Consider the following 14653-nt stretch of genomic DNA (forward strand, 5'->3'; position numbering starts at 1 on the left):
AAGCCAGTGACTCGAAGATTGCTTGGGAAAGCGGTAGGTAAGAAACAAAAACTGCGCTTGGAAACCAGAGCGCAGTCTTAAAGTCGGAGTTACTTAAGTTCGTATCTAACGAACGTAGTTCGCATCAACGCTGACATACCAGTGTTGAAACTTACCGTCAGATTTTTCAATCCACAAATCGTTGGTGTAGCTCTCTATTTTGCCGTTTACCGTTAACTTGAATGTGTTTTCGTCAAACTCACCCAATTTCACAAACTGATCGGTTGTGATTAGGAACGGGTCCATGTCGTCGACGTTGCTGATGTCTGAAACCACATAGTAATGATAGGTAAATGGCTTGGTCGCGTCATTTGGGTTACTGCGATAAGCGACCAACTTGAACGGTTCTGTCAGTGGAAGGTCGAGCGTTTGCTTGTCAATGGTGGCTGGAATTGGAATGAATAGCCAAGCGGTAAACAGGCCACTGAGCAGCACCATCAAAAAGAAAAGGGTTTTAATTGCTTTCATAGCAACCTTCAAAAATAGGGTGGATATAAGTGGGCTATGGTAGCCCGCAGTGCTGAAGATGCAAGTCCTCAAGTAGTGTATCGACCCGTTGCTTAACCTAGCTCAAACGCGAGCGACTCAATCGCCTCTTCGATGGTAACAAAATGTATTTTGGTCAAGCATACCTGAACCTTGTGAAACTCATGAGCACGAATCAGTTGGGTTACATCTTCTAAAGAGTATATACCTTGTTGGCGTTCTAGAAGTTCAGTCGTGGTGTAGGTGAGGAGGGAATAAGCATGCCCTTTGGCATCGATAATACAATCTTGTTCACCGACGATGAGATCATGACTTTCTGATTGCAGTTGTTCGAGCGACGCGATGTAAAGCAGTTCGTGGTCGCCATCTAGTTTGATAAATGCAGGCCAATTAATCATAGAGCAAGTATTCTATTTTATATCGAAGAAATCATCCTAATCCAACATTGGCGAGACAGCAAACCTTTGATAGTGATTCACCGTGTATTTGAAAAGACTCCAAAGAGGGGCAGGCAGTAGCCCCTCTCTGAAGTTTAAGGTTAAGCGACGTCTTTAACCTCTTCTTGCAATGGCTGTTGCTTTAGTTTTGGTAGAGGGTTGCGTGACCCCACCGCATCTTCAATAGAATTAAATCCATCCGCTTCCAATAGCTTAACAAGACCACGGTTGATTTCATTGATGCTCTGAGGACCGTCAAATATCATGGTGGTAATCATGTGCAGCAAGCTAGCGCCAGAGGTGATTTTCTCGTATGCATCTTTGGCGGTGAATACGCCACCCACACCGATAATCGTCAATTGGCCTCGGGTTCTGCGGTAGACATGACGAATAACATTGGTAGAGATACGCTGAAGTGGTAAACCACTCATTGCGCCTTTGTGATAAGGCAATTCATCTTTAACGTACTCTTGGTTATGAGATGGTTTTGCAAGGTTAGTGAGAACGACGCCATCAATCTTGTATTCAACACAAGTGTCAACAATCACATTGATCTCATCCAGCTCTAAATCTGCTGCAAGCTTGACGTAAACTGGTCGCCCTTCAACACGGTTTTCGTTCACAGCTGCCAATAGTGCACCGAGTTTTTCAGGATCTACAAAAGGTTCGCCATCTTGAGTATTTGGGCAACTGATATTGATCGTGAAGTAGTCGCCAATATCTTTGAACGCACGCAATGTTTTCACGTAATCATCGATAGAATCTTGCAGGTCAAACTCAGGTGTGATGTTTGACTTCGCCGCGTTAATACCGACACGTAGTGGTCCAAAGTCTGTGCCTCGCAGGCGTGAAGAGATCTTCTCTGCGCCTTGGTTATTAAGGCCGTACCATACTAAGATGGACTTAGACTTCAACATTCGGAACAGTCGTTTACCTGGGTTACCCGGACAAACTTCGCCTGTGAATGATCCCAATTCAGCTAAACCAAAGCCGATAGATGGGTAGATGCTGGTTAATTCCCCGTCCTTGTCAAAGCCGGCAGATAAACCAACTGGGTTTCTATATTCAATGCCATCTACTGTCGTGTTAAGACTTTTGTGGTCGTAATTGAAAAATAGAGATGTGAGGGAGCGGGTCAGGGAATATTTGCCTAAAAACACACCGACACGCTTAAACATGTAGTGTGCATCCTCTGGATCCATTAGAAATATAATAGGGCGGGCAATGCGGTACACAACTTTGAGCAAAAGGTTACGTATTCCTACGAGGGTACTCATTTCTTCTCTCTCCTAGATATTGGTTATTATAAAAATGAGGGGCTATATTTCACGCCGCCACAAATCTTAATGGTAATCATTCTCATTATCATCTATATTCTACCCAATGTGTGATGAGAGGCGACAATGAGAAAGATATTAGACCAGTTAGTACAGAGGAAGCCGGCGCAGAGTAAAGCACCTGAAAAATCTGAGCCACGAGCGCATTGGCAGCGCAGTGGCCATATCTATTATTTGCTTGATACTTTGAAACTCAGCTATGAGAGTCATTGTGGGCGAGTCACTTATGAGAAAATCAATGTAGACTCGTTGCATGATCTTTGTGATGAGCTTGTTCGTGGTCGTCAGATAGCGCCACGAGAGACGGCTCATGTTCCAGAGCTTTTTAGTCTTTCTGTATGCGGAGTTTGCTGGGAAGAACTGGGAACTCAAATACGCACTAAAGCGATTCCTGAGGCGGCTTGTCTACGTTTTGAAAACATTGAATACAGCGCATCTGAAGCTAAGTTTCAAATGGTTGATCGGATGACAGATGATGGCGTCACTCCACTCGCACATCAATTTGGTTTTGATAAAGCGATACGCCGCGTGAACAACATTTCAGTGGGTGAATTCATCCAGTTTCTGAAAAAATGCAATACGCACATTCCAGGTCACTTAGTGAATAAACTGGCCATTCGCAGTGAAAACTTCGATTCAGTTTTTACATTGACGGAATCGCACCTTCTTGACCAAGTCTTGGAACAAGGGCCATTGCTCAATGTTAAATAGATTTTGGTCATATGAGCAGTTTTAACCCTCATGTCGATAACAATATCAACATGAGGGTGTAGCCTTATGTCTAAGCTTTAGTTTTCGAAAAACACAGCGCATACATAGCAGGTATCACCAGAAGGACCACTGGCAGTGAGAACAACAAGCCGTAGCCTAGCGTGAGTGACATTGGTCCCATGAACACATCAGTGCCGCCCAGGCCATAAGCCAGAGGTAATAACCCTGCGACAGTCGTCAATGATGTCATCACGATAGGGCGCAGACGGCTGGTGGCAGCTTGTACTACAGCATCGATAGCCGCCAGACCTTGGTCTCTTAGCTCGTTGATACGATTAATCAAAACCAGTGAGTTATTGACCACAACCCCAGTCATTCCCAATACCCCAATCAATCCAAACAGCGACATTGGCTGCATGTGTACTACCAGCGCCATCAACGAAGCCATGATCGCAAATGGAATCACCACCATGATCAGCAGTGGTTGCAGCAGTGAGTTGAACATCACCGCAAGCACACAGTAGATTGCCAGCATAGCGGCTGGGAACACCACCATAAATCCACTCATGGTTTCATTGGTGCTCTCCGCTTCGCCTCCAACATCGATAGTCACACTCGCTGGGTATTGCCCTGCCAATTCAGTGAGTAGCTCTGAAGAGAGAGCGACTGGGCTGATATTCTCATCTGATAGCGCCGCCGATACCGTCACTTCACGCTCACCGTTATAGTGCTTAATTAAACGTGGAATCTGAATCTGCTCGACCTTGGCTAAGCGGCTTAGTGGGACTTGGTCACCGTCCGATGTGTAGATCTTGGTTGTCTTGAGCTTTTCGATATCTCGGAACTTTTCGTCAAGTACCACGCGGATATCCACCTCTTGATCACCAAGCCACGTCGATGTTACTCGGTTGCCATCAAAGCCTACGCGTAGGGCATTAGACAGATCCGTCACAGTTAGATTGTATTTCGCCAACCAGTGGTATTGCGGCACGATGTTCAGCTGTGGATCTTTTAGTGATTCACTGTGATTGATGCTGGTGACGCCTTGATAGCTCTTAAGCCAATTCATCACTAATTCAACGGTTTGATTACGCTCATCCTCTGTCCCGCCTAGTACTCGCACTTCGACAGGCTCACCCGGAGGTGGGCCACCGGCATCGACTGAAAATTTAATGAACATCTCATCAGATAAGGCGCTGAGTTGCTCAGTCAGTGACGCAATGATCTGTTCGGCAGAGCGATCGCGTTGGTCAAAATTGGTTAGGTTAATGACACCTTGAGACACTGGCGAAGAATAGGTCATCTCGTAGCTGACCAGTTCACTCTCTGGTAAAGCCTCAATGGCCTGTTCGATTTGTTGATGTGCACTTCGAACTTGATCCAGCGGTGTGCCTGCTTGGATTTCGGTATACACATCAATGTATTTACCCGCTTCAGTAGGGAAGATGTCTACCTTCAATGTCGAAACCAAAACAGCAGAGCCCGCGCAGGTCGCAAACGCAGCGACAATCACCGTCTTTTTGTATTTGAGTACGATGTTGAGTAAGGCTTGATATTGATTGGTCACCCACTCCAAGCGGTCTTTCTGTTCGGTCTCTTTTTTGTCCGCTTGCGCGGTTGAAAGGTGAGCTGGCAAAGTCAGGGTACATTCAATGAATGAAAACAGCAGCGCAGCGATCACCGTCATTGGAATCACAGCAACAGCTTTACCCATGGTGCCGAGAATGAACATCATTGGGATGAACACCAGCGCGGTAGTGATCAAACTCGCCATTAAAGGCTTGATGACTTTGATGGTGCCCGATACGGCAGCATCAACACCTTGCTTACCTGCTTCTTTTTCTTGGAAGATGCTTTCAGCAATGATCACCGAGTCATCAACGATGATACCGATAACCAGTAACAGGGCCGCTAAGGTAATGCTGTCTAGGTTAAGTCCCAAAATCGGCAATACGATCATCACGCCGAGTACGCAGAAAGGAATCGAAACCGATACCCAGAACGCCACGCGACGTTGCAGGATCAGGCTCAATATCAATAATACAAGCACTAAGCCGATCGCGCCGTTGGTTGCAACGATGGAGAACTTCTCATTCATATCCTTGCCAAGGTCGAGCCCGGTTTGGAAAATGAATTGCTCACCAATACGCTCGCGCTCTTTGTCTAAAACAGCTTCAATGATAGCGATGGTTGAGATGACGTCGGCACTGCCGCTGTTGGTGATTGAGAAAATCACCGCTGCTTTACCGTTCATTACCGGGTCTTCAGTCGCACGTGCAAAGGTATCAAACACGGTCGCGACATCGGATACTCGGATCACTTGTCCTGAATCGAGCGCTTTGATGACGATGTTTTCCACGTCGCTCGTTGACTCAACCTTAGTCATGGTGACGATCTTCTGCTCTTGGCTCCAAGACTCAACAAAGCCGCCTGATTGCGACAGGTTATGCTGCTCAATTGCGCTGCTGACTTGGTCGAAACTCAGTTTGTAGCGACGTGCTTTCTCTGGATCAACTTCAACCCAAAACTCGCGGTCATTGAAGCCTGACATCGTAATCGAGCCAACACCGCTTAGATTGTTGATCTTCTTTTCCAGTTGATACGCATAGTGCTGGAGTGAAGCCTCATCAAAATTGCTCTCTGATAGGCTAACACCAAAATGATACACATCGAGCGAAGAGGTTTTTTGCTGAGTCACAACAGGTGGCGCATCGATGTCTTTTGGCAGATTGCCTACGCGGTCAACGGCTTGTTGGATATCACGCAAAATGACAGTCGCGTCTTCACCGGGTTGGTACTCGACCTCGATGTAAGAGCGCCCCTCAGACGACTCAGATATGAAATAGGCGATACCATCAACAGAGCGTAGCTCTTTCTCTATTGGATTGGTGATGTTGAGCTCGACATCTTGCGCGGTCGCACCAGGATAGAAGGTCTCTATCTCGGCGGTATCCATAGCGACATCAGGATACTCTTGCAGGTTAAGCTGAGTGAGCGATACCGCCCCCGTAAATAGCACCATCACTGTGATGATGCGCGCTAAGAACTGGCGATTAGCAAAATACGCTAAGAAGTTCATGGTTACATGCCTTTGCTTAAACTAGGGTTAACGAAAGCGGTGTTCTGTTCGCTCAAAGAGAGGTCGGTCGATGCATACACAGACATGCCTGGCTTGAAGCTGTGAGCTTGGTTATCTACTTCAACAAACACTGGATAGGTGAGATTGTGCATCTCGACACCGATACGCTTCACTTGGGCTTCAGTCTTTTGTAGTGGGTTGGTTTCTGACCATACGAGAATGGTTTGGCCTACCGAAAAGTCTTTTAGGTCGTATTCACTCGCCATGAACGACAAGGTCACGGTGTCGATGTTCACCACTTCATACAGCAGTTCACCTTCATTTACCCATGCTCCAGACTGAGCCGCTTTGTTAGAGATATAGCCCGGCAGTTGGGCATTGATTTGCGTGCTCTCTAAGTCGATTTTCGACTGTTGGTAATCGATTTGAGCAACCGAAACAGAAGCTGATGCACTCAAGAACTCAGCGCGTGCAGTATCCAGCTCTCCAATCGATAAACTGTTCTTCTTAATCAAGGTTTGATAGCGCTGATAGGTCGCTTCTCTTAACGCAAGGTCGGCTTTAGCAAGGGCCAGATTTGCTTTGGCTTTGTTAACGATAAATTGAAAATCATCCGCTTTGATGTGAGCCAGTTGCTGGTCTTGAGCCACAATGTCACCGACTTCTAGGTCAGACATTTCAACTACGCCGGGTACTTCTGCAACCACGCTTTGTTTGTTTAAACCCTGAACATGGCCGATCAGCTCTGTTGCTTGGGTTGTTGATGCACTCAACAGTGCCAATAGAGTCAATAATTCAGTTTTCATGCTTCTACTCCACATTTTGATAACATCATTGTGAGGAGCGAACTGTCGAATTTAAGTCGAAGTCATAATCAAAAAAGAGGGAAAGTTTGGTTGATATCTCAAGGCTGATTATCGAATGTTTTGTTATTTAATTCGGGCAATTAGACATAAATTCGACTTATTTTGGATTAAGCTTTAGCTTTGAATAGGAGTTAACCGATGCTAGAGCGAAGCCGTATTCTTGTTGTAGAAGACAATATTGAACTGCAAGGCATTATTGCTGATTTTCTTGAAGTAAAAGAAGCGGTTGCTGATTTTGCATCCGATGGCGAGCAGGGCTTTGAATTGGCTCTGCATCACGACTTCGATGCCATTATTCTGGATGTGATGCTGCCTAAACTCGACGGTATGCAGGTTGCTTCTAAGCTTCGTCAAAGCGGTGTGAGTACGCCAATCTTGATGCTGACAGCCCTCAACGGACAGCAAGACCTATTAAGCAGCTTTGACTCTGGTGCTGATGATTTCGTGACTAAGCCTTTTCAGTTCCCCGAGTTAGAGGCAAGGCTCAGTGCTTTGATTAAACGTAATAGAGGGTTAGTCGCGCAAAAGACCTTAAGCTTTGGTGATGTGACGATTGATGAGAAAGCACATACCGCCTCACGACAAGGACAACTACTTTCATTAACGCCAATCATGTTTCAGATTCTGAGAGAATTAGTGAAAGCTCAAGGCGATGTGGTGACACGAGAAGCGTTAATTCATCTGCTTTGGGGAGACGATATTCCTGATAAAGATGTGCTGCGTAGTCACATTTACCTTTTGCGTAATGCGTTAGATAAACCGTTTGAAACTCCAATACTCAAGACAATCCCAAAGCATGGCTTTCAACTTGTTCTAACCAAATCTTAATATATTGAGCGAACGGTGTAATGAAGATTAGAACCAAACTTGGAAACTCAATTGAAGATGTAAGAATCCGCGCGATGCGGACCTTTGCGCTGATCGCTTTTGTCTCTTCTTTCGCTGTATTTTTAGTGTTCTCGCTCCGATTAGTGTGGCAAGAAGAGGCGCAAATTGAGCGTCATCTGAGGTCATTTAGAGGTGTGGCAGAACAGTTTTATGCAGCATCACCCACCTCTACTTTAAAGTTATCGGAGTATGTGACTGTCTACTACGGTGAAGAGGGGCTAACCGAGCAGTTGAAGCAACTCACCCCCATGAAATTAGATACGGTCGATAGACACCGTTTTGAGATCCATCTTTCCGAAGAGCGAGTGATAGTGCCGGGCGTGATTGTCTACTATTTCGCTTTTGAGCATCAGGGGAGCACTATCCCGACCTATATTGCGATCAGTTCATTCGAAATGGATCTTTGGGATGATAGTTGGGGCGTTCTGATGGTGATCGCGACACTACTGATGCTGTTTCTGATTATCGTGTTGCGCATCACTCTAAAGCGCGTGTTTGATCAGCTAGCGATGCCGATCACTAATCTCAGTCAACAGCTATTGAGTCATGACCAAGGATTCTCTGTATCAAAGAATTCGGTCGATGAATTGCAGCAGCTCACCGAGCACCTTAATAGCTACTCTGAAATGAAAGACCGCTTAGCTAAGCAGGAGCTGATGTTTGCCAAGTATGCCAGTCATGAGCTTAAAACGCCCATCGCGATCGTACTAGGTGCAGCAGAACTGCAGGCGATGAAGCCTAATGACATCGAATTTCAAGCCAAACAGCGTGAACGCATATTAAGTGCTGCCAATGGTATGAGTACAACCGTTGAGGTGCTGTTGAATATTGTGAAGCAGGAAAATGCCTCAATGGATTCGACATTGACTCCAGTCACTCAAGCGAATATCGACTTGTCAAAGTATCAAGCAATGTTGCCAGAAACAGTAGCATTGAACCTAGATGTTGCACCGCATACTCAGCTCAACATGCCGCTGCCAATTATCAATATGGTGCTCAAGAACTACATTGAAAATGCGATTCGATTTACTCAGCAGGGCAGTATTGATGTGACAATCAGTTCGGATGAAATTTCTGTGTCGGATACAGGCACAGGGTTACAGAACAACGCCAAAGTAGAGCACGGATTAGGACTGGTGATCGTTAGCCGAATAGGTGAAAGTTACGGTTGGACGTCAAGCCTTGTTAACCACTGCGATTTATCTGAATCGGCTCAATCAACTGGTTGCAAAGCCACTTTTACAAAGAACATCACACAGCCTGAATAAAAAATGCCAGTCGGGATATGACTGGCATTTAGATAGTTTACAGCGCTGGATTGGAAATTTGTAGGTGACTACTGTTTCAGATAAGCGGCATGGAACTCAATATGCTCATCAATGAAGCTTGAGATGAAGTAGTAGCTGTGGTCATAACCAGGCTGCATACGCAGATCTAAATCCGAGTTTGTTACTTTCGCTGCTTCAATTAGCTGCTCTGGTTTTAGCTGTTCAACCAAGAAATTATCGGCTTCGCCTTGATCAACCAACATAGGCAAAACTGTGCCCTTGGTTTTTAGAAGCTCAGACGCATCGTATTGTCGCCACTCTTCAATATTTAAACCTAAGTACTGGCTAAATGCCTTTTGTCCCCAAGGGCATTGCATTGGGTTGCTAATCGGGCTAAATGCAGAGATAGAGCGGTAGTTCTCTTGGTTTTTAATGCCAATGGTTAAGGCTCCATGACCACCCATGCTGTGACCCGAGATAGACTTAACGGTCGTCACAGGGAAGAAAGACTCGATAAGCGCTGGAAGCTCAGTTACCACGTAATCGTACATATGGTAATGCGCGTCCCATGGTGCATTAGTTGCATTCAGGTAAAAACCCGCACCTTGACCCATGTCGTACGCTTCGTCATCAGCAACGCCTTCGCCGCGAGGGCTGGTATCAGGAGCTACTATCGCAATTCCTTGTTCTGCTGCCGCTTTAAATGCGCCCGCTTTCTGCATGAAATTTTCGTCAGTACAAGTTAGGCCTGATAGCCAGTATAGAACAGGCACTGGGTTCTCTTTGCTTGCGTTTGGCGGTAGGAAAATAGCGAAACGCATATTGCAGTTCAGCGTCGCCGAGAAATGTGTGTATTGCTTGTGCCAACCACCAGCAACCTTGGCTTGGCTAATATTTTCGATAGTCATTAAATTGTGCTCCGTTCGGTTGTTGGTCTGGAGAATCATTAAAATTTTGCTCTTTGTTAAAGGACGTCTTGATTCGCGAATTAAGCTCATAAATCGACTCTTAACAAAGGTAATTCACCACTTCCCGGGCGAAAAGTGGTGAAGGCAATGTGTTGGCTCTCAAGCGAGAGCCAAGCTAGGTATTATCTATCCATGTGTAGAACAGTACGGATAGACTCACCTTTGTGCATTAGGTCGAATGCGTCGTTTACTTCGTCAAGGGTCATTGTGTGAGTGATGAACTCTTGAAGACCAAACTCACCCGCCATGTAACGGTTTACGATTTCTGGAAGCTCAGAACGGCCTTTAACGCCACCGAAAGCAGAACCACGCCATACACGACCTGTTACTAGTTGGAATGGACGAGTAGAGATCTCTTGGCCTGCACCAGCAACACCGATGATTACAGATTCGCCCCAACCTTTGTGACAACACTCAAGTGCTTGACGCATTACGTTTACGTTACCGATACACTCGAATGAGTACTCAACACCACCGTCTGTCATCTCAACGATAACGTCTTGAATTGGCTTGTCAAAGTTCATTGGGTTGATGCAGTCAGTCGCGCCAAGCTGTTTTGCTAGCTCGAATTTGCTCTCGTTGATATCAACACCGATGATGCGGTCAGCACCAGCCATGCGAGCACCAATGATTGCAGAAAGACCGATACCGCCTAGGCCGAATACAGCAACGTTGTCGCCTTTTTCAACTTTCGCAGTGTTCAGTACCGCACCCATACCTGTTGTTACACCACAACCTAGAAGACAAACTTCTTCAAGTGGCGCTTCTTTGTTTACTTTCGCTAGTGAGATTTCAGGAAGAACCGTGTACTCAGAGAAAGTAGAACAACCCATGTAGTGGTAGATAGTCTCACCGTTGATAGAGAAACGGCTTGTACCATCTGGCATTAGACCTTTACCTTGAGTTTCACGAACAGCTTGGCAAAGGTTGGTTTTACCAGACTTACAGAACTTACACTCGCCACATTCTGCTGTGTAAAGTGGGATAACGTGGTCACCAACTTCAACGCTTGTTACGCCTTCGCCAACCATTTCAACGATACCGCCACCTTCGTGACCAAGGATAGAAGGGAAGATACCTTCTGGATCGTCACCTGATAGTGTGAATGCGTCAGTGTGACAAACACCAGTAGCAACGATACGAACAAGAACTTCGCCTGCCTTTGGCAGTTCAACATCAACAGTTTCGCGCTTTAGAGGCTCACCTGCTTTCCAAGCGACCATAGCTTTAGATTGAATATGAGTTTGACCAGGTTTGATTTCGATAGTCATTGGATGCTTCCTATTTATGTCATTACAGCGGACTTTTTGATTCTCAATATGCTCAACGTATTAAGCGTAGTTGAGCATGTTTGTTTCCGCTCTCTCGTTTTGTTGAGCCTAGTATAGAGGTGGCCCCTTGGTTTGATAATCCCTCTAAATTGAAAATGATTATTACAAATAAGTAATAATAAAGAGTGGGTGACTTTACTGATTCGTATATTTGTATTTATTGTAATTGCCAAAATTTACTTATGTTACAGCGTCTTACTAACATTGTTTTCGAAGGTTGGTACTCTACTTCTTGAAATTAATACCTATGCTGGTGGCTTTGTTTCCGCAGCAGTTTTTTAGAATATTTGAGGTAACTATGAAGAAGAGTCTATTGGGTTTGATGTTGTTGGCTGCATCGGGAGCAGCAGTGGCTAATGATGGCTTCTATATTGGTGCGGCATACTCTCAGTTGAGCTACGGCACAGTGGTTTTTTCTGAGCAAACAGATAGCGATAATGGTTTCGCAGCGAACTTGGGCTATGACTTCGCTTTTGGTCGAGTTTTTACCTTGGGTGCGGAAGTTGAATATAAAGATCTAGGCGGTGTGGTTGAAAAAAGCAGTATGGGCAACTCAACGGTTGAGGCAGACCTATCGGCTTCATCAATTGGCATCAACGTATTACCTAAATTCTACATCGGTGATCGTTTTTATCTTCTTGGTAAGTTGGGTATGCACAGTGTGGATTACTCAATGAAAGTAACAACAATGGGCAAAACCACGCCAGTCGACAAATCTGCAACCGAAGTGAGCTTTGGTGGTGGCCTTGGTTATCACTTTGGTAACTTCACCGCACAAACAACTTATGAAGCGATGACTGTAGATACGACAAGCCTAGGTGCTATCAACATCGGTATGCAGTATCACTTCTAGGTAGTCAACACTCCCTAGCATAACGCGAGACATTTTGTGTCTCGCGATTTTTAGAATAACTCTACTCGCATCAAGATTGGGATAATATCGGCTATCTAGGGCGTATTGTTAAGAGAGCAAGCTTGTTTGGTTTTTGAAAATACTCGAAGGCCCACGACTGCGTGCCATCATAAGATTGCCTTCGGCTTCGTACCAAACGTGTTCGATGGTGTTGAACTTGCTGAGCTCCGCGATACCAGCACTCAGTGTCAATTTTACTTTTTGGTCGTTAACGGAAAATAGCGTGGATGAAATAGTCTGCTGAATATCGTTAACCAGTTGATACTCATTGACCGAACTTTCACGAAAGCTATCGCCTTTGACGAGCACAACAAAACGCCCTTCGCCTAAATAGTAAAGGTAGTCCTGATTAATAATGGTGTAGGCTCTTTGCACTACTTCTTTGATGAGCCTATCTGAATAGGCGTACCCATACTTGCTGCTCACCTTCTTTAGATTATCGATATCAAACATGATGAACGCGTTGTAGTTAGTGAAATCATTGTTCAAAGTTTGCAATAGTGAGTTGCGACTGAGTGCTCCAGTAAGCAGATCGTGGCTACCCAAATAGCGTGCATACAAATTAGAGCCCTCACGCTCTTTCTCGTACTTACGACTTACCGCAGTCACAACCAAGTAAACACACAGGAAGTTCACGACAGATAAAATGTACTCGTGCTTATTGTAAAGCGCGATTTCATGTAAAAGTATCGACAGTTGAACGAATAGCAGCGCGATGGAATAGGTCAGTGAGTTTCTGCTGCCCAAAAGCAAGTAAAAAAGAAGTGGCACACTACACGACCAGATATAGATCCCCTCTTCGATAGGCTTATCGTATTCAGCAAAGCAGATAGCAGCAGCGATGAAAAACACATGGATATGCGCATGTAGGGGGAGCTTTTTGTGGTCTTTTATTTGATAGAGTGTGTAAGCGCCTAAGAAAATGTAACACACCTCAATAATCGAGAGGGCATAAGACTTGTTGGGAAACACAAAACTATTACCTATCGACATCGGAACAGCCATGAGCATTAGGGTCACACATAGCGCGCTCAACACCTGTTTACGCATGGTTTCGTTGGAATCAATCATTAGATCTCTCTGGAGAAGATGGCAAGATTTGAGATGATTGAATTGTATCTTAGTCAGTATTTTGGGTCGTAGCATGTTTTGTAATGGTGTGTATGCAAGGCTGAGTATCACAGCCTTTGCTTTACTATTTACATTGTAAACTGAATACCGAAGTTAAACGTGGTTTCAGAATGCGTTCGTTTCGCTGTCTCGACTCCGGCTACTAAACCGAACACACTACCGAATTGGAAGACATTGTTCATTTTGAATGCTTCTTTACTTACATCTAGGAAGTCATGCTGGTAAGAAAGATCAATTAACCAGTGTTTAGCCGCTTGAAAGCGAGCTCCTGAACGACAGTAAACCGCTTGTTCACTGAAAGAGTCACTGTAATTACTGTCTGCGCGGTAGTTTACGACTCCACATGAAGTTGGAATCGAAAGTCGCTCATTCAGCACGGCATTGTAACCCGCGCCTAGCTTCCATGAGTCGACTTCTGAGCTAACTCGGGTAACAAAGTCTGCTTCACCTTCAAGATAAATTGACTCCGTTAATGACAGTCCTGCATTTAGGTAGAGGCCGCCAAGTGACTTGTCTTCGTCGTTAGAGTACTTGTCATCTAAATAGTCAGCAAGGGCGCCGCTCTCGAACGTAGAGTGTTTATAGCCAAATCCAATGTACGTTAATTCTTGGACAATATTGCTACTGGCGAAGCTAGGTGTTATTAACCCAGCGGAGAGAAAACAAATAATTAGATTACGCATTATATTAGCCTTGAAATATAGAATATCAGCTAAATACTAAATGGATTTTATATTCCAATCGACAAATGAGATGTAAGTTTTGTAATGACTTTTCTTCCTCGTTTCTCTTAATTAATCTATTCAATTACTCGACTTACCTTTGCTTACGTTATTGACAGCTCGTTACTGTAGGATTACTCAATAGTAAACAAAATCAATCAGTTGGTGTTTTGTCACGAACTGCCTTTTATCGTAGTTATTCTTTGGGAGTCTATCAGTGAATAAACACAAGATGATCGCTCCAATAGCGATGCTGTTAGAACTGGGCTTTACGATGTTAGCTGTCTATTTATTCTTCGGCGGATCTATGGCGTTGTCTGTTTTGTCAGGTATCAGTGCATGTGGGTGTTTGTGGTATCTAAAAGCATACAAAAAGCAGCATGGTTATCGCTATAAAACAGATATCGATATTGGTGATGATGCGGAAGTATAGAGGGATAAGTCGTGATAACTAACCATCCAACGGAGAGCTTTATA

The 14653-nt window shown here is 44.8% G+C and carries 14 protein-coding genes; 5 read left to right on the top strand and 9 right to left on the bottom strand.

Going from position 1 to position 14653, the window contains the following annotated elements; genetic code table 11:
• Positions 1 to 105 precede the first annotated feature (105 nt).
• The 3 genes from FIV04_RS19285 to FIV04_RS19295 all read right to left on the bottom strand — a co-directional run bounded on the left by FIV04_RS19285 (position 106) and on the right by FIV04_RS19295 (position 2239).
• Positions 106 to 507, bottom strand: coding sequence for a hypothetical protein (locus FIV04_RS19285; protein WP_152470146.1), 402 nt, complete (start codon positions 505 to 507; stop codon positions 106 to 108).
• 92 nt (positions 508 to 599) lie between these two features.
• Complete coding sequence (locus FIV04_RS19290; protein WP_152470147.1) at positions 600 to 923, bottom strand: DUF4144 family protein; 324 nt, start codon at positions 921 to 923, stop codon at positions 600 to 602.
• Between the two features lie 140 nt (positions 924 to 1063).
• On the bottom strand, positions 1064 to 2239 hold the full coding sequence (locus tag FIV04_RS19295) for a quinone-dependent dihydroorotate dehydrogenase (protein ID WP_152470148.1): 1176 nt from the start codon (positions 2237 to 2239) through the stop codon (positions 1064 to 1066).
• Positions 2240 to 2365: 126 nt separating this feature from the next.
• Between FIV04_RS19295 and FIV04_RS19300 the strand changes: the two genes are divergently transcribed.
• A complete protein-coding gene (locus FIV04_RS19300; RefSeq protein ID WP_152470149.1) occupies positions 2366 to 3010 on the top strand; it encodes a hypothetical protein in 645 nt (214 codons plus the stop codon).
• A gap of 70 nt (positions 3011 to 3080) precedes the next feature.
• Here the strand turns inward: FIV04_RS19300 and FIV04_RS19305 are convergent, their stop codons facing one another.
• Together FIV04_RS19305 and FIV04_RS19310 are read right to left on the bottom strand one after the other, a co-directional pair.
• Positions 3081 to 6089 carry an efflux RND transporter permease subunit gene (locus FIV04_RS19305; protein WP_152470150.1) on the bottom strand — a complete coding sequence of 1003 codons (3009 nt, stop codon included), beginning with the start codon at positions 6087 to 6089 and terminating at the stop codon, positions 3081 to 3083.
• A 2-nt stretch (positions 6090 to 6091) separates the two neighbouring features.
• A complete protein-coding gene (locus tag FIV04_RS19310; protein ID WP_152470151.1) occupies positions 6092 to 6895 on the bottom strand; it encodes an efflux RND transporter periplasmic adaptor subunit in 804 nt (267 codons plus the stop codon).
• A 198-nt stretch (positions 6896 to 7093) separates the two neighbouring features.
• On the opposite strand from FIV04_RS19310, the gene FIV04_RS19315 reads away from it, so the two are divergent.
• Positions 7094 to 7783, top strand: a complete 690-nt coding sequence (locus FIV04_RS19315; RefSeq protein WP_150868486.1) for a response regulator transcription factor — start codon at positions 7094 to 7096, stop codon at positions 7781 to 7783.
• 74 nt (positions 7784 to 7857) lie between these two features.
• Positions 7858 to 9111 carry a sensor histidine kinase KdpD gene (locus FIV04_RS19320; protein WP_152470672.1) on the top strand — a complete coding sequence of 418 codons (1254 nt, stop codon included), beginning with the start codon at positions 7858 to 7860 and terminating at the stop codon, positions 9109 to 9111.
• A gap of 68 nt (positions 9112 to 9179) precedes the next feature.
• Here the strand turns inward: FIV04_RS19320 and fghA are convergent, their stop codons facing one another.
• A complete protein-coding gene (fghA, locus tag FIV04_RS19325) occupies positions 9180 to 10019 on the bottom strand; it encodes an S-formylglutathione hydrolase (protein WP_152470152.1) in 840 nt (279 codons plus the stop codon).
• A 182-nt stretch (positions 10020 to 10201) separates the two neighbouring features.
• Positions 10202 to 11350 carry an S-(hydroxymethyl)glutathione dehydrogenase/class III alcohol dehydrogenase gene (locus FIV04_RS19330; RefSeq protein ID WP_152470153.1) on the bottom strand — a complete coding sequence of 383 codons (1149 nt, stop codon included), beginning with the start codon at positions 11348 to 11350 and terminating at the stop codon, positions 10202 to 10204.
• A 358-nt stretch (positions 11351 to 11708) separates the two neighbouring features.
• Between FIV04_RS19330 and FIV04_RS19335 the strand changes: the two genes are divergently transcribed.
• Positions 11709 to 12263, top strand: coding sequence for an outer membrane beta-barrel protein (locus tag FIV04_RS19335; RefSeq protein ID WP_172974286.1), 555 nt, complete (start codon positions 11709 to 11711; stop codon positions 12261 to 12263).
• Between the two features lie 108 nt (positions 12264 to 12371).
• On the opposite strand, the gene FIV04_RS19340 is transcribed toward FIV04_RS19335, so the two are convergent.
• Together FIV04_RS19340 and FIV04_RS19345 are read right to left on the bottom strand one after the other, a co-directional pair.
• The gene (locus tag FIV04_RS19340) at positions 12372 to 13394 is read right to left on the bottom strand and encodes a GGDEF domain-containing protein (protein WP_172974287.1); all 1023 of its coding nucleotides are present in this window, start codon (positions 13392 to 13394) and stop codon (positions 12372 to 12374) included.
• A gap of 128 nt (positions 13395 to 13522) precedes the next feature.
• Positions 13523 to 14137: a hypothetical protein gene (locus tag FIV04_RS19345; protein WP_152470156.1), complete on the bottom strand. Its 615-nt coding sequence runs from the start codon at positions 14135 to 14137 to the stop codon at positions 13523 to 13525.
• A gap of 256 nt (positions 14138 to 14393) precedes the next feature.
• On the opposite strand from FIV04_RS19345, the gene FIV04_RS19350 reads away from it, so the two are divergent.
• Positions 14394 to 14609, top strand: a complete 216-nt coding sequence (locus tag FIV04_RS19350) for a hypothetical protein (RefSeq protein WP_152470157.1) — start codon at positions 14394 to 14396, stop codon at positions 14607 to 14609.
• Positions 14610 to 14653 lie beyond the last annotated feature (44 nt).

It is taken from the genome of Vibrio sp. THAF190c (assembly GCF_009363355.1).
Taxonomy (GTDB): Bacteria; Pseudomonadota; Gammaproteobacteria; order Enterobacterales; family Vibrionaceae; genus Vibrio; species Vibrio fortis_A.

What these genes read in the sequence shown, in the direction of transcription:
- FIV04_RS19285 (WP_152470146.1), bottom strand. Translation starts at nt 507, where the DNA reads ATGAAAGCAATTAAAACCCTTTTCTTTTTGATGGTGCTGCTCAGTGGC.
- FIV04_RS19290 (WP_152470147.1), bottom strand. Translation starts at nt 923, where the DNA reads ATGATTAATTGGCCTGCATTTATCAAACTAGATGGCGACCACGAACTG.
- FIV04_RS19295 (WP_152470148.1), bottom strand. Translation starts at nt 2,239, where the DNA reads ATGAGTACCCTCGTAGGAATACGTAACCTTTTGCTCAAAGTTGTGTAC.
- FIV04_RS19300 (WP_152470149.1), top strand. Translation starts at nt 2,366, where the DNA reads ATGAGAAAGATATTAGACCAGTTAGTACAGAGGAAGCCGGCGCAGAGT.
- FIV04_RS19305 (WP_152470150.1), bottom strand. Translation starts at nt 6,089, where the DNA reads ATGAACTTCTTAGCGTATTTTGCTAATCGCCAGTTCTTAGCGCGCATC.
- FIV04_RS19310 (WP_152470151.1), bottom strand. Translation starts at nt 6,895, where the DNA reads ATGAAAACTGAATTATTGACTCTATTGGCACTGTTGAGTGCATCAACA.
- FIV04_RS19315 (WP_150868486.1), top strand. Translation starts at nt 7,094, where the DNA reads ATGCTAGAGCGAAGCCGTATTCTTGTTGTAGAAGACAATATTGAACTG.
- FIV04_RS19320 (WP_152470672.1), top strand. Translation starts at nt 7,858, where the DNA reads ATGCGGACCTTTGCGCTGATCGCTTTTGTCTCTTCTTTCGCTGTATTT.
- fghA (WP_152470152.1), bottom strand. Translation starts at nt 10,019, where the DNA reads ATGACTATCGAAAATATTAGCCAAGCCAAGGTTGCTGGTGGTTGGCAC.
- FIV04_RS19330 (WP_152470153.1), bottom strand. Translation starts at nt 11,350, where the DNA reads ATGACTATCGAAATCAAACCTGGTCAAACTCATATTCAATCTAAAGCT.
- FIV04_RS19335 (WP_172974286.1), top strand. Translation starts at nt 11,709, where the DNA reads ATGAAGAAGAGTCTATTGGGTTTGATGTTGTTGGCTGCATCGGGAGCA.
- FIV04_RS19340 (WP_172974287.1), bottom strand. Translation starts at nt 13,394, where the DNA reads ATGATTGATTCCAACGAAACCATGCGTAAACAGGTGTTGAGCGCGCTA.
- FIV04_RS19345 (WP_152470156.1), bottom strand. Translation starts at nt 14,137, where the DNA reads ATGCGTAATCTAATTATTTGTTTTCTCTCCGCTGGGTTAATAACACCT.